Raw genomic sequence first — 18383 nt, forward strand, 5'->3', positions numbered from 1 at the left:
ATTTTTTTCAACATCTTTTTTGAGTGCTTCCCAATCTAGCTTTCGTTGACGGTGGTTGACCTGAGTTGGTCGAAGGTATTCCCTACCGGTTGCATCTATAAATTGTTGCTCTTCCTACCTTAAATATGGCGGCAGCTTTCGTTGTACTCCCTCCATTTTCCACATAATCGACTACTTTTTGTCTTAGGTCTAGACTGTAAGCCATTTTTCTAATTAACTCTTTTTATCGATTTTATCATGATCTTACCTCGGTCTCACATTTATTTGAAATGACTATACCTCTACACTAGAGTGAACCGTCTCCTGTAGACTAAAACGGTAGTTAATCTGTTAATTTCTTTGAGGAAAACGAGTTTATGGGAGGAGTATCGGTGATAGAGTCGATTGTAGCGCAACAAACTCCCTTGGGCAGCGAGCCTGCTACAAATAGCCAAACGGCAGGAGTCATTCCTGAATTGGTCATCATCTTGATCATTCTGCTGCTGATTGCAACTGTTGTTGCACTCGTAACCCAATGGTTGCGAATTCCCTATGTGACGGGCTTAGTGTTAGCAGGTCTGCCCATTACAGAGCTGTTGTCGCGTCGAATTGGTTTAGACCCCTCTTTAGTATTAAATCTTTTCCTACCAATTCTGATTTTTGAAGCAGCTATCAATACTGATATCAGCCGTCTCCGCAGCACCTTTAAGCCGATCGCCCTGCTGGCTGGTCCCGGCTCGATCTTTTCCTCAGCAATTATCGCTGTTCTAGTTAAATTTGGGCTAGGGCTAGACTGGATTCCGGCATTGCTGATCGCAGTGATTCTGGCAAATACGGATACCGTATCAACGATCGCGGTCTTTAAAGAGATCCGTGTACCTTCCCGGCTATCCACCATCGTGGAAGGAGAAACCCTGTTCAATGATGCGGCTGCCCTGGTTTCATTCAATTTGATTCTAGTCGTTTATGCTACAGGCTCTTTTACCGTCGTGGGAGGACTTAAGGAACTGCTCGTGGTTGCCTTGGGTGGGGGAGTCGTGGGTATCATCTTAGGTTACTTGAGTCTGCCGATATTTGTTCGATTACATGACCCGTTGAGCAGTCTCTTGCTGACCGTGGCGCTGGCGTTAGGAACATTCCAAATCGGGCAATTTTTGGGGGTATCCGGTGCGGTGGCTGTGGTTATCGCCGGACTCATTTTTGGCAATCTGGGGCTTTCTCGCAGTACGTCAGCCTCGGATCGAATTACGCTACTGAGCTTCTGGGAGTACGCTGGTTTTGGGGTCAATACATTTATTTTTCTGCTGATCGGCATTGAGATTAACCCCCTAGCGCTGTGGAGAATTTTGCCATCCATCCTGTTCGTCATTTTGGCATATCAACTGGGACGGATTCTCTCGGTGTATCTGTTGTTAGCGGGGCTGCGGTGGTTCGATCGTCCGATTCCCCTGCGCTGGCAGCACGTTCTGTTTGTGGGAAACATCAAAGGCTCACTCTCGATGGCACTGGCGCTGAGTATTCCTCTGGCATTGACAGGACGAGATAACATCATTGCGCTGGTATTCGGTGCAGTTTTATTCTCCTTGGTCGGACAGGGATTAAGTTTACCCTGGCTGGTAAAACGACTAAAAATTAGCCGTGTTTCTGATGTAATGCAGGAAGCTGGGCAGTTACAGATTCAGTTGATCGCTTCCAAAGCGGCTCAAGATGAGCTAGATAGTTTGCTGAAAGCAGGCGTGTTGCCGAAGGCAGTTTACGAGGAGTTATGGGCATCGTATCAAGCACGAGTAGCACACTCTGAGCGAGTGCTGCGCGATCTCTACAATCAACATAGAGCAGGGCAACTAGAGGGCGATCGCAGCGGGCTAGATACGATTCGACGGCGATTGCTTCTAGCAGAAAAAGGAGCAGTTAGCGATGCCCTCCGCAAGCGAATTGTCCCAGAGGATCTGGTTCATCCTTACATCAAAGATTTGGATGAGAAACTTCTAGCGTTGGCAGATGACTAGCGCGAATGCCGAGGTAATCAATCATCTGGTGAACTAGCTCTGGACGGGTGACGACCAAGATGGTAGAGCCTGCTTCAAGAACAGTATTGCCGTTCGGAATCTCCAGATTGGCGCAGGCATGGCATTGATAACCAATAATCAGCGAACCTTTTGGAAAACGGGGGTCTAGAGCAATTTGAGCAACGGTGCGGCCTGCCACATTGCAATCGCCTGGAACTGGCAGCTTTAATACCTCGACTTGCCCGTGTTCAAAGTGCATCATCGACTCGATTTGGGGATATTCAATCGCATTCGCCATTGATGCAACTGCCAAATCAATAGTGTTGATGATGTGACTGGCTCCGGCTAGTCGATAGGCTTCCAGGAATTCGCGATCGCGCATTCGCACCACAATATGGGAAATGCCATAGCTCCTCGATAGGGTAATCAGCGCTAAATTCAGTGCATCATCCCTGAGTGCTGCAACGACTGCGTTTGCTTGTTTAATTCCCGCTTCCAGAAGAACCGTTGTGCTCACCGCACTGCCTTCAAATGCCATCACTCCGATTTTTTCTCGAGCAAAGCGACAGGCCAGCGGGTCGGCATCGATGATTGCAACCGTATGACCGAGTTTTAATAACTGCTGGGCTAAACCCAGCCCCATCATTCCTGCTCCACCAATTAATATGTACATGACTATTTGTCACCCCAAGAATGAACGTTACAGATTTATCCCTATGAGTGAGATGGTTTTGGGTTTCTATCAGTTTAATCGGCTTGTGGGGTGGCTTTCGCCGGCTTACTTATTATCTGTTCCACACTTAGTTTAATCTGCTTTTGGGGTGGGCATAGGAGCCAACCCCTGAAAAGATTTCCCTCAGTTAGCTACGCAGTGCGAACCCTACATAATCTTAGGCACTTTAAAAAACTCCCCATCGCGATCGGGAGCTCCCTCCAAAATACTTTCTCCCTTAGCAAAAGGTTGCAAATCGTCCGATCGCATTACATTACTAACATCGATCGCCCGCGTTGTCGGCTGCACCTTACTCGTATCTAGTTCACTCAACTGCTCGAAATAATCCAAAATACCGTTAAGTTGACCAGTAAACTGCTCTTCTTCTTCCGGCGTTAATTCCAATCTCGCTAAATTCGCTACTTTCCGAACTTCTTCTCTGTCAATCATAAAAATCGGGAATTGGGAATTGGGAATTGGGCATGGAGAATAGGGCATGGGGAATTGGTTATTAGTTATTGGTTATTAGAGAAACGACTAAGCTGTCGCGCATTTAAATTGCATGGTCGAGGCGGGCGGGACGCCCACCCCACAAGAGTTTAATTGTTTTTTGACATCCAATTTAAATGCAGAACAGCTTAACTACTAACTATTAACTACTAACTCTGCCCGATGCCCCATTCCCATCATAGTTAGAAATACACATCAATCTGCGATCGGCCAGTCGTCTTCAGCCAATTTTGCACCTCAATGTAATTATTGGGCGCCAAGCGAATAGCCTCCTTCCAATAATCCGCAGCTTTATCAAAAAGCCCTTCCGCCCCTTCAACATTGCCAGCTTCCTTTTCCTTTTCCCCTTGATAGTGGTAAATTACAGCAATATTATTCAGCGCTTGTGGCATTCTCGGATTGAGATCCAGGGCCTCGCTGTAATATTCCAAAGCTTTATCGTGTTCGCCGTTGCTAGTATGGATCAGCCCCATATTGTACAAGACATAACTGCGATCGTAAGGATCTTCCTCCAACTTCAGCGCTTCAGTATAATTGTCCAGCGCTTCCGCATATTCGCCATCAGCTTGAGCCGACATACCATCCCGGTAATAAGCAAAAGCTTCCTTCGCCTGCTTTTTCGCCGGCATAATCTTCAGGATGATATCAGCCATTACCGTGAAACTTTTGTCAATAAAGTTATCGTTGCGTTGAGTTCTTGGCATATGCGATTCTTTGGTTAGTGGCTAATCAGAAAAATTAGCCTGTAAAGTTTTCCTATTAAGAGTTTTGCAACTGTTTGGGTTGAGAGTGGTGCCGAGGACACTAAAAAGGCTTGTGAGACACAACTGCAAACCTCAAAATACGGCTTTGCGTACCACGCCCGCGCAAGCCCTATCTATTTTAAATAACTCTTGCCGGACTTGCAAAAAAAACCACATTTCTTTAACCTATTTGCCGCATCCTACGGGCGATCGGTCAAAAGACTAGCAATATTTGGCTCCAAAGTCAAGCGCAGCATCAAAAAAAATCAAAAACCAGGGTCTCAAAACGCGATCGAATTTTCGCACTATATAATAAAAATAACCAGGTAATTTTCACAGAGAGAAACCTATGGCTCCGAATCCCACCATTATGCAAGCCGTCGAACAACTTGGCTACCGCGTTACGGTTGGAGACGTGGCGGCCAAAGCTGGATTAGATGTCAATTTTGCCCAGCGAGAACTCTTAACCCTCGCCTCCGAAGCAGGCGGCAACCTGCAAGTAGCAGAATCCGGCGACATTGCCTACCTATTTCCCAAGAACTTTCGAGATATTTTGCGAAACAAATTCTTGCGCTTGCAATTGCAGGAATGGTGGCAAAAAATCTGGAAAATTCTATTTTACCTGATTCGAGTATCTTTTGGCATAGTGCTGGTAGCTTCCATCCTCTTAATTTTTGTTGCTATCACTATTTTAGTCTCCAGTTTACTCTCCAGCAGCGACAGCAATAACGGGGGAGGAGGAGGAGGAGGAGACGGTGGCGGAAGCGGCGGCGGCAACAGAGGCGGGGGCTTTTTCTTTTTTCCCAACTTCTGGAACGACTTAATCTGGATATTTTACTGGAATCACGACGAACCTTACTACCAGCAGCAATCGCGCTTAAGCGGCCAAAAGCCCCAGATGAGTTTTCTGGAAGCAGTTTTCTCCTTTCTATTTGGAGACGGCAATCCCAATAACAATCTAGAAGAGCGCAAATGGAGCGATATTGCCGCCGCAATTCGCAACAACCGAGGTGCCGTCGCCGCCGAACAAATTGCCCCATATCTAGACAATCTCGGACAAGGATACGCCCGAGAATACGAACAATATATGTTACCAGCCCTCGCCCGTTTTGACGGCCGCCCCGAAGTCAGTCCCGAAGGGGAAATAGTGTACCACTTCCCGCAATTGCAAACCACAGCCACCGAGAGAAATTCTGAACCAGTAGCAGCTTATTTGCGAGAAATGCTGTGGCGTTTCAGCAACGCCAGTTCAGGACAAATCATGCTCGCAGCAGGGTTAGGAGCCGTCAATCTTGTCGGTGCGTTAGTTTTGGGGAATCTATTAACTAATAATTTGCTCGCCGGTGGATTTATCGGTTTCGTCAGCGCTGTTTATCCCATGCTCCTGATTTACGGCGTCGGATTTCTCGCAATTCCTTTAATTCGCTACTTCTGGATTCAGTGGAAAAATAGCCGGATAGAATCCCGCAATCAAGAGCGTCAGCAGCGAGCAATGTTATTAAACGAACCCGATGCCAACTTGCTCAAAAAACTGGCCTACGCCCAGGAATTTGCAGCAGAAAACGTTCTGACAGGAGAAGACTTAGCTTATACAACAGAAACCGAATTAACCCAACAAGAACTAGAACAGTCAGCCAAAATAGATGCCGAATGGCAGCGCAGGATCGATCGCTCGGACAACTTGTAATACTAATGAAAAAAACTGTTTTTTGTTGTTAAGTTAGGTTACACTAAAATCTTGCATCCTTTTCAAGAATAGGCAGTATGCCTGTTCCACAATAAAATATCTTTGTTGTGTGTGGAACGGGCTTCTAGCCCGTTGCTAAGAATTGTGGAAAATATCAATTTTTATTGATGTCAGAAGTTTTTATACTCCGAGTTTTATTAAATAAGCTTAGGGCGTTTAAAAATCAAACAATTTTGGTCATACTTCGAGTCGTGATCCAGAGCCACAAGTTCCCATCCCTCCTCGCCCAAATGATTGACAAATAGATGCAGCGAGCCTTGTTTCCAATCTCGCTGTTCTTCACCGTTTACATATAAACTAATCAGCTTGTTTCCAAAAGGATACATATTCGCATCCACAAATAAATACTCCCACTTTTGCATAGCAATCCTTAATGTAGTTAGTTGGCAATTGGCAGTTGGCAGTTGGCAGTAGTTAGTAGTTATTGGTTATTTGTTGTTGGCTCTAATAACCAATGCTTTTCGGCGAAGATGCTTTTCGCCCCACTTCCCAATTCCCAATTCCCAATGCTTTTCGACCCAATTCCCAATTCCCAATTCCCAATTCCCAATTCCCAATTCCCAATTCCCAGCAGTTACTGGACTGCAATTCTAGCCAAAGTAGCACCTCGGTAATAGTGCAACAAAATCTGCTGGTAGCCGTATCCTTGTTTGGCCAAATTGTATGCCCCCCACTGACTCATTCCTACAGCATGGCCGAAACCTTTGCCAGCAACCTGAAAACCGGTAGGAGCTTGGCCACTGTTCCTTGGGTTCCCACCGCCCCCATACTGAGGAATCACGGTAAACCGCGTACTCCTCAAATTTAAAACCCGGCGTAAATCTGCGCCAGTCATGACCCTAGAACCGCCATCTCCAACTACTTTCATCCTCAAAACGCTGCCGTAAGCGGTAGTGCGTTCTGGCTTCATCGAGATCACATTGCCCACGCCAGAAATCTTACTGCTGATTTGAGCCCGAGAAAAACTTTCTTTCCATTGGTAAACCGGCGCCCCTTGGTCAAAGTCAGGAACAGCACGCAGGTAAGGCAAGGGTTCCGTCCAAACATCCTCGACATTTTCAGTATGCCCCCCAGACGCAGAGTGGAAAACGGCTAAAATAATCTGACCGTTGTAAGCCAGAACTTGGCCGGCGGTTGCATCGACTGCGGAATAAGTCCCAGAAGATTCTGTTTGCAGTCCTTTGTAAACCTGCGAAGACTGAGTGTTGTCCACATCGTAAAGCTCGGTTTCGCTTTTCAGGCGCTGGTGGATAGCGTAGGAACGGGCGGCGACTGCTTGCGCTTTTAAAGCCTCTTGAGGCCAATTGCCACTCATTTCGGCGCCGAGAACGCTGTAGAGATACTGTTCGATATCGACGTAGTTGATGGCAGTCAAGCCTCCTTTTTGGGGAACTAGAAGCGTGCGTCCCCGATACCACCGATCGCCAATCCAAACATAACCGTTCCCCGTCGGCTCGATCCAAACTTGGTTGGCCGCCCAGCGACCAATTGCCACTGTTCCCGATCGAAATTGAGCCGACTGAGAACTGTTTGCGGCCAGTTCGCCCAAATTGCGCCCGCTACCGTCGCGGATTGCAGCCTTTGTAGAACTGCCGACTTTTATCTGACTTGTCCCGTCTTGTACCGCAACTCGCAAGATCAGCGCGGCCTGTGCTGGGGCTACCATTACCAGCCAAAACAACAGCCCCATCCAAAAGTAGCGTTTTTTTAATGTCGAAAGAACGGAACCAAAAAATACTCCTGACTGCATTTGAAAATTTTCCTCCTGTGCTGTATGAGTTTAAGAATTTTTAAGGGAAGGCAAGGCAAGGGAAAAAGGAAGGGGAACGGAAGAAACAAAACGTTAGAATTGGGTTGATCACTCTGTGCGATTGTCAAAAATGATTTTAAGCGAATAGATGTTCGCAGGAACAGCGATTTATCCCGGTTCCTGCCTGCGACTATTTCATATATGTCGGATTTGTCGCACTCTGGATATATGTAACATATTTTTTAAGATTTAATTGAGGTGATTTGAGTCTTGCAGATTACATTTCTCGGAACTAGCTCCGGTGTCCCCACGCGATCGCGCAACGTTTCCAGCATCGCCCTCCGCTTGCCCCAGCGAGCCGAACTCTGGCTGTTTGACTGCGGCGAAGGAACTCAGCACCAGTTTCTCCGCAGCGACCTCAAAGTCAGCCAACTGAGCCGCATTTTCATCACTCACCTGCACGGCGACCATATTTTCGGCTTAATGGGTTTGCTGGCTAGCTGCGGTTTGGCGGGGAATGTCAAGCGCATCGATCTTTACGGGCCTCCGGGACTTGAAGAATATTTGCAAGCTGGCGTTCGCTATTCTCAAACTCATTTTTCTTACCCGGTTAAGGTACACAAAAGTCACGAGGGAGTCATCTATGAAGATGACGAATATATTGTTAGCTGCGGCCTTTTGAAGCACCGAGTTACTGCTTTTGGTTATCGAGTAACTGAGAAAGACCGTGCGGGACATTTTGATGTAGAAAAAGCGAAAGCTGTGGGTATTCCTTCCGGGCCGCTTTACGGTCAATTAAAACAAGGAAAGACGGTAAAGTTATCGGACGGGCGACTGTTTAAAGGTACGGATTTTTGCGGCCCGGATCAAATCGGTCGCAAGTTTGTGTATTGTACGGACACGGTTTTTTGTGACGGGGCGGTGGAATTGGCGAAGGATGCTGACTTGTTGGTGCATGAAGCTACTTTTGCTCATCAAGATGCTCAAATGGCTTTTGATAGATTGCATTCAACTTCGACAATGGCGGCTCAAGTGGCTTCGATCGCTGGGGCGAAACAGCTAATTATGACGCATTTTAGCCCGCGTTACGCTCCGGGAAATGCGATCGTCCTGGATGATTTGCTCAAGGAAGCGCAGGCTATTTTTCCGAATACGAAAATGGCCTATGACTTTTTGACTTACGAAGTTCCCAGGCCTGTTTAAAACTAGGGTTAATCTGACCAGAGATGTGACAGCATTTTCAATAAGGGCGATCGGGGCGGGCTAGGAGGGCCCGTTCAAAACTTACGCATTGGCTGTGCTGTTTTGGAGTGGTTGAAATCTCAAGGTCATGATAAAATGTAAAAACTAATTCTATGGCGTTTTATGTCAAATCTTGAATTATTAGCCCAACTTCGGCAATTGCCTCGTGCTGAAAAGTTTCAAATGATGCTGTTTTTAATAGCAGAATTGGCGAAAGAAGAAGGAATTGTAATGGGTAATGAATCTGCGGAAATTTTATATTCAGTGCATACTTCTAATAGTGCAGCAGAGCAATTGACGCAGTTCCTAGAAATTGAGCAGAAACAAACTCAAAATGTTTAATAGTAGGCGATATCCTTTTCAACCTAAACGAGATGGAATGGGTGTTTTAGCTGATGTTCCGTATCTGCCTTTAACACTAACTTATCAAAATCGTTCTGTTGAGGTTATGGGTTTACTGGATACAGGAGCTAGTGTAAATGTTTTGCCCTATAATGTTGGGGTGCAATTAGGGGTAATTTGGGAAGAGCAAAGATTTTCTGTTACTTTAGCGGGGAATTTAGCGAGTGCTGAAACAAAAGGCTTATTAGTCTGGGCAAAAGTAGGGGACTTTGAGCCAGTTCAGTTAGCTTTTGCCTGGACGAGGGTGAATAATATTCCGATTCTTTTAGGGCGTACTAATTTTTTTACTGAGTTTGATGTTTGTTTTTATGGGTCACAATTAGCGTTTGAAGTGTGTCCTAAATTGAGGGATACATGAAAGTAAAAACAGTCCAAAATTAGTGCAAATAACTTGTCTCTGTGCTTTAGTTATTGTGTTTAAGATGAAGGATATGTCGGAAAATCATAGATACTGTAAAATATATATAATTTTATTCAGTAGAACTTGACAAGATACAAAATATGCCGTAGTTTGGGCTTAGATCAGGTATTTATCCGGCATTTGCGGGTTAACGCTTAGTTATTCCGGTGCGCGTATCTGGTAGAAACTTGCAATACTTCTGAGATGATTACTTCGATTCGATCTAGCGACGGGCAAAAAGTTGTGGCGCGAGATTCGCAAAAGCAGGATGGTTCCTTCTTCTGTCCCAAATGCCAGAGTGAAACTATTCTCCGCAAAGGTCTGGTCAAGGTGCATCATTTTGCTCACAAGCCTCCGGTGGTTTGTCAGTATGGGCAAGGTGAATCTGAGTTGCATCGGGTATGCAAGCAGACTATTTTCGACGGCTTGAATCAAGATAAAAGCGTGATTGCTTGCGAATTGGAAAAAGATTTAGGCAAGGTTGTTCCTGACATTTACTTTGAGAGCTACACGGTCAAGGTTGCTATCGAGGTTCAGGTTAGCAGCTTGACCATGAGCAAAATAATTGATCGGACGAAAGAATATAATCGCTTAGGCATCTATGTTCTTTGGCTGCCCGTTTTCGGCGACGCTCTCGAAGCTGAAAGGTATGCACCCAAGCAGTGGGAAAAATGGTTACATGCTGCGTATTATGGTCGGGTTTACTACTGGCTTCATGGTCTGAACGTAGCGGCTGTTCACTTGGGCGAGTATCAACTCTGGGTGGAGGAATCAGACTGGTATAGTTCAGATGGTGACGAAATGTCCGCAGGTGGTTACTTCAAAAGGTCAAAAAGGTATCGCACGCCTAATCATGGTCTTACTCTAAATATCTTGCAAGATTTTCAAGCAGTGAGCCGACAAGGTTGGGAAGGGGGAGATATTTCTGTCCCTAACTGCAAAATCTTGACTGATAAGCACGCTGCTTGGTGGAAATGATGATCCGGCAACTCCATAACACAGGCACATTGTCGCCTAAATGCTTCGCCCCTAGGAAAATCTAGGCTTAATCAGGAGGGGGCAAGAAGAATCGATTATTCAATCTAAAATCCAAAATCGGTCGATCGCCCCCAGCGACGGCCCAGGATAGCCAATGGTTGCTACAATCGGGGAGGGTATATGTTGTGGCTAACACTACAGCCCGTAACCCTGAAAGCTAATAGCTAAATTATTAAAAATCTGCCTCTCCTGCCATGTTTAAAAATCTGCTAGGCGATCCCAACGCGCGCAAACTGAGAAAATTTCAGCCTTGGGTAGCTGATATCAATATTTTGGAAGAAGACTTCCGCGCACTCTCAGACGACGGCCTCAGAGGGAAAACGGCCGAGTTTCAAGAACGTCTGGCAAAAGCTAAATCTCTCAACGAGGAGAAAGAGATCCTAGACGAAATCTTGCCGGAAGCTTTTGCAGTGGTGCGGGAAGCGGGACAGCGGGTTTTGGGACTGCGCCACTTTGATGTCCAACTCCTCGGCGGCATCATCCTCCACAAAGGCCAAATTGCGGAAATGAAAACCGGTGAAGGCAAAACTCTCGTGGCGACGCTGCCGGCTTACCTCAACGCCCTCAACGGTAAAGGCGTACACATCATCACCGTCAACGATTATCTCGCAAGGCGGGACGCGGAATGGATGGGGCAGGTGCACCGCTTCCTGGGATTGACTGTGGGACTGATTCAGCAGGGCATGGATCAGGTGGAACGAAAGAAAAATTATAACTGCGACATTACCTACGCCACGAACAGCGAAGTCGGCTTTGACTATTTGCGGGACAACATGGCTACTGTGATGGAAGATGTAGTGCAGCGTCCTTTTAATTTTTGCGTGATTGACGAAGTTGACTCGGTGCTGATTGATGAAGCACGGACGCCTTTAATTATTTCCGGCCAGGTGGAACGCCCCAGTGAAAAGTATATGCGGGCGGCTGAGGTAGCTGCTGCTCTGAGAAAGGAAAATGAAGAACATTACGAGGTTGACGAAAAGGCTCGGAATGTGCTATTGACCGATGAAGGGTTTGGTGAAGCTGAGAATTTGTTGGGTGTTACGGATTTGTACGACCCGGCTGACCCTTGGGCGCATTACATTTTTAATGCGATTAAGGCGAAGGAATTGTTTATTAAGGATATTAACTACATCGTCACTCCCGATCGCGAAGTGGTGATTGTGGATGAGTTTACCGGCCGCGTGATGCCGGGACGGCGCTGGAGTGACGGTTTGCACCAGGCGATAGAAGCCAAGGAACGGGCGGAAATTCAGCCGGAAACTCAGACGCTGGCGACGATTACTTATCAGAATTTCTTTTTGCTTTATCCGAAGCTGTCGGGGATGACAGGGACGGCGAAGACTGAGGAAACGGAGTTTGAGAAGATTTACAATCTGGAAGTGACGCTGATTCCCACTAACCGGATTACCAGCCGTACTGACCTTTCGGATATGGTTTACAAGGCGGAGGCTGGGAAGTGGAATGCGATCGCCCAAGAATGCGCGGAAATGCACGAGATGGGTCGGCCGGTGCTGGTGGGTACTACAAGCGTGGAAAAGTCGGAGTTGCTGTCGCGCCTGCTGCAGGAACGGAAAATTCCTCACAATTTGCTGAATGCTAAACCGGAAAATGTGGAGCGGGAATCAGAAATTATTGCTCAAGCCGGACGCAAAGGCGCTGTGACGATCGCCACAAACATGGCGGGACGCGGTACAGACATCATTTTGGGCGGTAATTCTGAGTACATGGGGCGGCTCAAATTGCGAGAATATTTGATGCCCCGGATCGTGCAACCCGAGGATGACGAAGGGTTTTCGGTGGTGCAAGTGCCTGGTATTAGTGGCCGCCCCGCACCTCAAGGTTTTGGTCAAACTGCGAAAAAGGTCAAGTCTTGGAAAGCTTCGGCGCAGATTTTCCCGACGGAGCTATCGAAAAATGCCAAACAAATGCTCGTGGAGGCGGTGGAATTGGCGGTGAAGGAGTACGGCGAGCGATCGCTCTCGGAATTGAAAGCCGATGACATTGTGGCTGTAGCCTCGGAAAAAGCCCCTACCAAAGACATCGTAATTCAAAAATTGCGGGAAGCTTACAATTTAACTCGCAGCGAGTACGATGCTTTTACCAGCAGCGAACATGATGAAGTTGTGCAGTTGGGAGGCCTCCACGTCATCGGTACCGAACGCCACGAGTCGCGCCGGATTGACAATCAGTTGCGGGGCCGGGCGGGACGGCAAGGAGATCCCGGTTCTACGCGGTTTTTCTTGAGTTTGGAAGACAATTTGCTCAGGATTTTCGGCGGTGAACGGGTGGCCGGTATGATGAAGATGTTCGGTGTTGAGGAAGATATGCCGATCGAATCTGGAATGTTGACTCGTTCCCTCGAAGGCGCTCAGAAAAAAGTCGAAACCTACTACTACGATATCCGCAAGCAGGTATTTGAATACGACGAAGTGATGAACAATCAGCGTCGAGCAATCTATGCGGAACGCCGCCGAGTATTGGAAGGTTTGGACTCCAAGGAACAGGTAATTAAATATGCCGAACAAACGATGGATGATATCGTGGGAGCATACATCAATCCCGATTTGCCTTCGGAAGAATGGGAAGTCGAAAAACTTGTGAGCAAGGTAAAGGAATTTGTTTATTTGCTGGCTGACATGACACCGGATCAGCTAGAAGATTTGTCGGTTGAGGAAATTAAAACTTTCTTGCACGAACAAGTACGCAACGCTTACGACATGAAAGAAGCGGAAGTTAATGCAATCCGAGCGGAATTGATGCGCGATGCTGAGCGGTTCTTTATTTTGCAGCAAATTGATACTTTGTGGCGGGAACACTTGCAACAAATGGATGCTTTGCGTGAGTCTGTAGGGCTGCGCGGTTACGGGCAGAAAGATCCGCTGATCGAGTACAAGACTGAAGGTTATGAGCTGTTTTTGGACATGATGACGGATATCCGCCGCAATGTGGTTTATTCGCTGTTCCAGTTCCAGCCCCAGCCGGCTATGCAAGTTTCGCCAGAGATGGTTTGAAAATAGTTAATGGTTGACAGTTGACAGTTAACGGTTGACTGTTGACTGTTGACTGTTGCTGGTTCCCAGGCTCTTCCTGGAAGTTGCAGATTTGAGATTAAAGCCAATCTTCTTGATCGCTTTTTTGTTTCCTGTAAACTTCACCTTTGGCGTGAATTTTACGGGTTTTTTCGTAAAGAGTTTCTTCGGTATGATTCCATTTTTGCAGAACTTTTTTTAAGTCGGATTGAATATCTCTAGCGCCGGGAAAGCCTCGGTAGCGAATTATTAATCTTGCTAATTCCGATAAATTGTAGTCGGTTGCTTCTCCTGCTAATAAAGTATCGACACTGGCTCGATCGCGCTTGTATTGCGGATGCTGCTGATCTTGAGTTTTTACTACTGAATCCATACTATTTATGTTTCCCAATCATCTGAAAAGGTTTCTACAAGCAACCGCCACCCAAAAGCGCGGACATAAATAACCTAATGAATAGACTCTTAAATCCGCGCCTCATAAACGGTTTGATTCGGGTATCATAACTGTCAACTGTTCAGTCATTCCCAGAAATTTTTGTGCTTGTTCAGTAATACCAAATAGTCGATCGCCGTGACAAAAGATTTCCCAAGCGCGAATTCCCATAAAACCAATACCTGCAACCGCCAAGGGCATCGCTGCGGCACCTAAAAGCGCGGCAATGGGGGGAAATATCATGCACAGTGTTAACAGAATACCAGTAATAACACCACCAGCAATGCCAGCTTTAGCGGTGGCAGTGGCGACTTGTTCGACTAACTCTGACTGCGTAATTTTGCCTTCCACGCACAGTAGCGAGTTTTCTAATATCGAAAATACTAACTCAATTACTGCGGCGGCGATCGCCCCTTTCATTGCAGCCCCAACGATTTCGGCAACTGCTGCTTTAAACGCTGCATCCGCTAAAACTTGCTTAGCGACTGCTAATTCTGCAGCAGTCATATCTACACCACCGCGAGCACGATTCACCCAAAAATGTTCAAAAATCCCGTTAGCAGCTTCGCTTCCGCCTCCATTGACGTGCGCTTGGATGTGACTCCAATCTTTATCTTGACAGAAGTTGCGAATTGCTTCTGGGCCTTGGGCACGAATTTGGGCGGGTATGGATTCAAATACTTTTGCTGCTTCTTGAACATCTCGGATGCCGTCACGTACCCCAGCCCTAGCAAATTTGGATTGCAGATTTCTTGGCAGGTTTTCAAAACGGATGTTATGTGCTATTTTAAAAGCTTCTTGAGTGGCGATCGCCCCGGCACTAACAATTGAACTTGGCGCTGATTGTACCCACGCCGTTAATACAGTTGCACTTTCATCAAATTTTGCATCAATTTGGTTGCCTAAGTTTTGGATATCGGCAAGAGTTTCTTGTACTTTAGCCGTTAGGAGTTCGAGCGGATTCTGGTTAATTTCCATGTTGATCCAGCTTGTATCGTTAATGATTTAATTATTCTGACTATAACATTCCTCTTCAGTAAGTGCTATTTTTTACTAAATTGCTTCTACCTTCTAACTCCGGCTGTAAATTTAGAGCTTTTTTTTGATAAAATAAACCTTCATTGATTCGACCTTGCTCTTCCAAACTTTTGCCTAAATTCCAATAAGCGACGGCTAAATCTGGTTGAAGAGCAATAGATTTTTGGTAGTAAGTTATAGCCTCATCGAGCTGGCCTTGTTTGTAAAACATACTGCCCAAGTTAACATAGGCTTCGACAAAATTAGGATCAAATTCGATCGCCTTGGAGTAGGCGCGAATCGCCGCGTCTATTTTGCCTTGGGCTTGCAGGATATTGCCTAGAGTTTTGTAGGCTGCGGCGAAATTCGGTTGGTGGCGAAGTGCTTGGTAACAGGAGGCGATCGCCTCTACATATTTCTGTTGCGTATAATAAATTTCTGCGATCTTGTTGAGTGCGATCGCATTATCTGCTGGAATGGCTAGTAATTTTTGATATTGAGCGATCGCCTCCTCAAGTTTTCCTGATTTCTGAAGGCTATCGCCCGTTGACAAATACTGCTCTGCTAACTCGGAATTTGCGGTCATAGATTTTACTTTAACAGCCGAAACTACTTTACCACAAGTGTTAGTTAACAACCGCGATTTCTAGGGATATTCTAACTATTTGATATTTTAAATTTGTTTTTGTAGCAACATAGGACTTACGCAATTATTCCAAGTATGGGGGCAACCACGGGGGGTTTGCCCCTATAAAACACTATATATTGAGGCTGTGCGTAAGTCCTGCAACAGTTCGGACAGTTTTTGATTACCAACAGCAGAATAGGGGTTTCAGAGAACTCCGCTCAAAGCAAGATAAAATCCAGCAAAGTCCTGGACGCACTCTTGACGATCTGAAACCCGGTTGCTGACTATATTTCTCGTTCCTGTTAGCAAAACTCCTAGGAACCGGGTTTCTAACACCCATGCGTCAGCATTGAAACTGTCGGAAGTGTTGATAGATCAATTAACTAAATGTTCGATCGCCCTAGCTGTTCAAAAATTAATTGAACGGGCGATCAAAAAAATCAAGGAGACAGCCGCCACACCTTAATCGTGTCGTCAAAACTGCCACTGATCAGAGTTTTGTCTTGAGGATTAAAAGCCAATTCCACCCAAGTAGAATGACCCTTCAGCGTGCCCACCGTGTCGGCGGGACTCATGCGCCACTGCTCACCGGGACTCATGCGCCACAGCTTGATAGTGCCGCTCAAATCGGCGCTGGCCAGCTTGTCTCCGTCGGGACTGAAAGCCAAGGACTTAACCTTGTCGGAATGGCCGATCAAAGTCCGCAGCAGAGAACCGTTGGACTGCCGGGACTGATTATTTGGGCTGATATCCCACAACTTCACCGTCTTGTCCCAACTGCCGCTGGCGAGAGTTTGACCGTCCGGGCTGATGGCCAGAGACCAAACCCCCTCGGAATGACCCCAAAGAGTTTCTTTCAATTCCCCAGTCTGCCAGTTCCACAGGTTGATCTTACCGTCGCTGCTGCCGATCGCCAAAGTTTGTCGATCGGGACTGAAAGCCACCGACTGCACCTCATCAAAAACCCGCTTAAGAGTTTCCAACTCGGCCCCGCCTTGGACTTCCCACATCTTCAAAGTTTTGTCCTTACCGACACTGGCCAGCTTGTCTCCGTCGGGACTGAAAACCACCGAGAACACGCCGTCTTGGTGTCCGTCCAAAGTCCGAATTAACCTGCCCGAATAGAAATTCCACAATTTAATCGTACCGTCAACGCCACCACTGGCGATCGTCCTGCCGTCGGGACTGACAGCTACCGACCACACCGGCCCCAAGTGTCCTGCTAAAACCTTGAGCAGCTTGCCATGACGCTTGTGCAGCAGGTGAATTGTGCCGTCGTTGTTCCCGCTGACAATCACGCGACCGTTGGGAGCGACTGCTACCGCCCAAACCGGGTTTTTGTCTTGATCCGCCAGAGTGCGTACTGCGGGCCCTGACTGCGATTCCTGACGGCTGAAATGGTGCATCGGGGGCGGATTGAACCGAATTTCGGGAATGGTAGAAACAGGCTCACCAGAAGTGAAAGCCTGCGGTGCAGGAGATGGCAAGCGAGAACCCAGCACTACGGACAGCAGGGCAACCGTACTTGCTCCCCAGATGGCCAAAGTCCACTTGGGTTTGCTGAGAATCACGTCTACCGGTGCCGGGCCGTATTTCATGTCTGTGAGAATTGCTTCGGTTGAGCGATAGCGTTTTGATGGTTCTCGCTGCACCATTTTATCCAGGATGCGGCCGAGTCGCGCCGAAACTGGTACTTTCAAATAATCTCTCCAAGTCCAACTGTCGGTTTTGATGTCAAACAAATCAAAGGGCGACATTCCCGTTAACAAGTGAATGCAAGTGACGCCCAAACTGTAGATGTCGCTGCTTTTAATCGCTTGGCCTTTAATTTGTTCCGGGGCCGCGTATTCGGCAGAACCTGTCACCGTTTCTGTTTTCAGCGGCCCGCTGTTTGCCGGAATTGTCGCGCCGAAATCGACTAAAACTAGCCCCGATGCACTTTCCTGAGACACTCCATGTAAATCATCTTTCCCTGCCAAAGCTGGGGATGCTTGGGGAGTTTTGCGGTGAATAATATTGGACGGTTTGATATCTCGGTGAATCAGTTGATTTTCGTGAACAAATTGCAGGACTGGCAACAATTCGCTCAGCAGATACCAAATTTGAATTTCTTTAACAACACCTTTTTCTGAAAGCCGATCGGCCAAATTGCGGCCTTCGATGTATTCTTGCACTAAATACTGGCCGCCTTCGACTTCAAAAGATGCCAGCAGTTTTGGTATTTGCGGATGTTTCCCCAACTTGTCGAGAACTGAGGCCGAGCCGCGAAATGTCCGGTTTTGCTGGGTGCGACCGTCGGCGACTGCTGCTGAGCCGCAGAATTGTTGAATGACGCAGCGGGGTTGGGAAGGTTGGTCTTCATCGACTGCTAAGAAGGTGCGGCAAGTGAGACTTTGACCGAGGGTGTGAAAGACTCGGTAGCGGCCTTTTAGCAGCAAGTTCGACTCGCAACTTTTGCATACTGTCGCGCGATCAAGATTTTGGGGATTCTGGCAATTGGGATTTGTGCAGTAACTCATTTGTCTTTCCGCTGGAGACCCCCGTCCGACATTATTGCTAGTGGGGGAGGAAAGCGGGGCGGTGCGTGCCGCTTCCTGTGGACAAATTAAATAATTGGAATCTTTGCTTGATCATAATTGTTTCCCAGATTTTCGCCACAATTGCTTGGGTCGATCGCGCGTAAATTATTGCTGACTTTCCTGCGAGCGAGGTTTAATAGGTCGATCATACGGGCGGGCAGGATG

Annotated in this window: 16 protein-coding genes and 1 pseudogene; 7 read left to right on the forward strand and 10 right to left on the reverse strand. The window is 47.0% G+C overall.

Going from position 1 to position 18383, the window contains the following annotated elements; all coding sequences use genetic code 11:
• A pseudogene (locus QUA58_RS16515) lies at positions 1 to 205 on the reverse strand (IS630 transposase-related protein); the annotation flags it as partial.
• Positions 206 to 356: 151 nt separating this feature from the next.
• On the opposite strand from QUA58_RS16515, the gene QUA58_RS16520 reads away from it, so the two are divergent.
• On the forward strand, positions 357 to 1988 hold the full coding sequence (locus QUA58_RS16520) for a sodium:proton antiporter (protein WP_333394899.1): 1632 nt from the start codon (positions 357 to 359) through the stop codon (positions 1986 to 1988).
• Here the strand turns inward: QUA58_RS16520 and QUA58_RS16525 are convergent.
• The 3 genes from QUA58_RS16525 to QUA58_RS16535 all read right to left on the reverse strand — a co-directional run bounded on the left by QUA58_RS16525 (position 1945) and on the right by QUA58_RS16535 (position 3914).
• A complete protein-coding gene (locus QUA58_RS16525; RefSeq protein WP_333394901.1) occupies positions 1945 to 2661 on the reverse strand; it encodes a TrkA family potassium uptake protein in 717 nt (238 codons plus the stop codon). The genes QUA58_RS16520 and QUA58_RS16525 overlap by 44 nt on opposite strands.
• A gap of 207 nt (positions 2662 to 2868) precedes the next feature.
• Positions 2869 to 3150 (reverse strand): Asp-tRNA(Asn)/Glu-tRNA(Gln) amidotransferase subunit GatC, encoded by a 282-nt coding sequence (gene gatC / locus QUA58_RS16530; RefSeq protein WP_006635952.1) that lies wholly within the window; start codon positions 3148 to 3150, stop codon positions 2869 to 2871.
• A 242-nt stretch (positions 3151 to 3392) separates the two neighbouring features.
• Complete coding sequence (locus tag QUA58_RS16535; RefSeq protein ID WP_333252500.1) at positions 3393 to 3914, reverse strand: photosystem I assembly protein Ycf3; 522 nt, start codon at positions 3912 to 3914, stop codon at positions 3393 to 3395.
• A gap of 388 nt (positions 3915 to 4302) precedes the next feature.
• Between QUA58_RS16535 and QUA58_RS16540 the strand changes: the two genes are divergently transcribed.
• Positions 4303 to 5640, forward strand: a complete 1338-nt coding sequence (locus tag QUA58_RS16540; protein ID WP_333394903.1) for a hypothetical protein — start codon at positions 4303 to 4305, stop codon at positions 5638 to 5640.
• Positions 5641 to 5837: 197 nt separating this feature from the next.
• Here the strand turns inward: QUA58_RS16540 and QUA58_RS16545 are convergent, their stop codons facing one another.
• Positions 5838 to 6062, reverse strand: a complete 225-nt coding sequence (locus QUA58_RS16545; RefSeq protein ID WP_015174403.1) for a hypothetical protein — start codon at positions 6060 to 6062, stop codon at positions 5838 to 5840.
• Between the two features lie 212 nt (positions 6063 to 6274).
• Positions 6275 to 7450 carry a SpoIID/LytB domain-containing protein gene (locus QUA58_RS16550; protein WP_333394904.1) on the reverse strand — a complete coding sequence of 392 codons (1176 nt, stop codon included), beginning with the start codon at positions 7448 to 7450 and terminating at the stop codon, positions 6275 to 6277.
• A gap of 270 nt (positions 7451 to 7720) precedes the next feature.
• On the opposite strand from QUA58_RS16550, the gene QUA58_RS16555 reads away from it, so the two are divergent.
• The 5 genes from QUA58_RS16555 (at position 7721) to secA (ending at position 13543) form a co-directional block, all read left to right on the forward strand.
• On the forward strand, positions 7721 to 8653 hold the full coding sequence (locus tag QUA58_RS16555) for a ribonuclease Z (protein ID WP_333394906.1): 933 nt from the start codon (positions 7721 to 7723) through the stop codon (positions 8651 to 8653).
• Positions 8654 to 8815: 162 nt separating this feature from the next.
• Entirely contained in the window at positions 8816 to 9034 is a 219-nt protein-coding gene (locus QUA58_RS16560) for a hypothetical protein (protein ID WP_333394907.1), read from the forward strand.
• 37 nt (positions 9035 to 9071) lie between these two features.
• Positions 9072 to 9452, forward strand: coding sequence for an aspartyl protease family protein (locus QUA58_RS16565; protein WP_333394908.1), 381 nt, complete (start codon positions 9072 to 9074; stop codon positions 9450 to 9452).
• 246 nt (positions 9453 to 9698) lie between these two features.
• Positions 9699 to 10472 (forward strand): competence protein CoiA family protein, encoded by a 774-nt coding sequence (locus QUA58_RS16570; protein ID WP_333394909.1) that lies wholly within the window; start codon positions 9699 to 9701, stop codon positions 10470 to 10472.
• A gap of 254 nt (positions 10473 to 10726) precedes the next feature.
• Positions 10727 to 13543, forward strand: coding sequence for a preprotein translocase subunit SecA (gene secA, locus QUA58_RS16575; protein ID WP_333394910.1), 2817 nt, complete (start codon positions 10727 to 10729; stop codon positions 13541 to 13543).
• A 97-nt stretch (positions 13544 to 13640) separates the two neighbouring features.
• Here secA and QUA58_RS16580 read toward each other — a convergent pair whose 3' ends face one another.
• The 4 genes from QUA58_RS16580 to QUA58_RS16595 form a co-directional block, all read right to left on the reverse strand.
• Entirely contained in the window at positions 13641 to 13934 is a 294-nt protein-coding gene (locus QUA58_RS16580; RefSeq protein WP_333394911.1) for a DUF3288 family protein, read from the reverse strand.
• A gap of 102 nt (positions 13935 to 14036) precedes the next feature.
• The gene (locus tag QUA58_RS16585) at positions 14037 to 14972 is read right to left on the reverse strand and encodes a hypothetical protein (RefSeq protein WP_333394912.1); all 936 of its coding nucleotides are present in this window, start codon (positions 14970 to 14972) and stop codon (positions 14037 to 14039) included.
• A 55-nt stretch (positions 14973 to 15027) separates the two neighbouring features.
• Positions 15028 to 15597, reverse strand: a complete 570-nt coding sequence (locus QUA58_RS16590) for a tetratricopeptide repeat protein (RefSeq protein WP_333394913.1) — start codon at positions 15595 to 15597, stop codon at positions 15028 to 15030.
• A 482-nt stretch (positions 15598 to 16079) separates the two neighbouring features.
• Positions 16080 to 18158 (reverse strand): serine/threonine-protein kinase, encoded by a 2079-nt coding sequence (locus tag QUA58_RS16595; RefSeq protein ID WP_333394915.1) that lies wholly within the window; start codon positions 18156 to 18158, stop codon positions 16080 to 16082.
• Positions 18159 to 18383: the final 225 nt, after the last annotated feature.

The sequence above is a fragment of the Microcoleus sp. N9_A1 genome (genome assembly GCF_036701795.1).
Classification (GTDB): domain Bacteria; phylum Cyanobacteriota; class Cyanobacteriia; order Cyanobacteriales; family Microcoleaceae; genus Microcoleus.

Excerpts from the sequence above, each read along its gene's own strand:
- QUA58_RS16520 (WP_333394899.1), top strand. The coding sequence starts at position 357 with ATGGGAGGAGTATCGGTGATAGAGTCGATTGTAGCGCAACAAACTCCC.
- QUA58_RS16525 (WP_333394901.1), bottom strand. The coding sequence starts at position 2,661 with ATGTACATATTAATTGGTGGAGCAGGAATGATGGGGCTGGGTTTAGCC.
- gatC (WP_006635952.1), bottom strand. The coding sequence starts at position 3,150 with ATGATTGACAGAGAAGAAGTTCGGAAAGTAGCGAATTTAGCGAGATTG.
- QUA58_RS16535 (WP_333252500.1), bottom strand. The coding sequence starts at position 3,914 with ATGCCAAGAACTCAACGCAACGATAACTTTATTGACAAAAGTTTCACG.
- QUA58_RS16540 (WP_333394903.1), top strand. The coding sequence starts at position 4,303 with ATGGCTCCGAATCCCACCATTATGCAAGCCGTCGAACAACTTGGCTAC.
- QUA58_RS16545 (WP_015174403.1), bottom strand. The coding sequence starts at position 6,062 with ATGCAAAAGTGGGAGTATTTATTTGTGGATGCGAATATGTATCCTTTT.
- QUA58_RS16550 (WP_333394904.1), bottom strand. The coding sequence starts at position 7,450 with ATGCAGTCAGGAGTATTTTTTGGTTCCGTTCTTTCGACATTAAAAAAA.
- QUA58_RS16560 (WP_333394907.1), top strand. The coding sequence starts at position 8,816 with ATGTCAAATCTTGAATTATTAGCCCAACTTCGGCAATTGCCTCGTGCT.
- QUA58_RS16565 (WP_333394908.1), top strand. The coding sequence starts at position 9,072 with ATGGGTGTTTTAGCTGATGTTCCGTATCTGCCTTTAACACTAACTTAT.
- QUA58_RS16570 (WP_333394909.1), top strand. The coding sequence starts at position 9,699 with ATGATTACTTCGATTCGATCTAGCGACGGGCAAAAAGTTGTGGCGCGA.
- secA (WP_333394910.1), top strand. The coding sequence starts at position 10,727 with ATGTTTAAAAATCTGCTAGGCGATCCCAACGCGCGCAAACTGAGAAAA.
- QUA58_RS16580 (WP_333394911.1), bottom strand. The coding sequence starts at position 13,934 with ATGGATTCAGTAGTAAAAACTCAAGATCAGCAGCATCCGCAATACAAG.
- QUA58_RS16585 (WP_333394912.1), bottom strand. The coding sequence starts at position 14,972 with ATGGAAATTAACCAGAATCCGCTCGAACTCCTAACGGCTAAAGTACAA.
- QUA58_RS16590 (WP_333394913.1), bottom strand. The coding sequence starts at position 15,597 with ATGACCGCAAATTCCGAGTTAGCAGAGCAGTATTTGTCAACGGGCGAT.
- QUA58_RS16595 (WP_333394915.1), bottom strand. The coding sequence starts at position 18,158 with ATGAGTTACTGCACAAATCCCAATTGCCAGAATCCCCAAAATCTTGAT.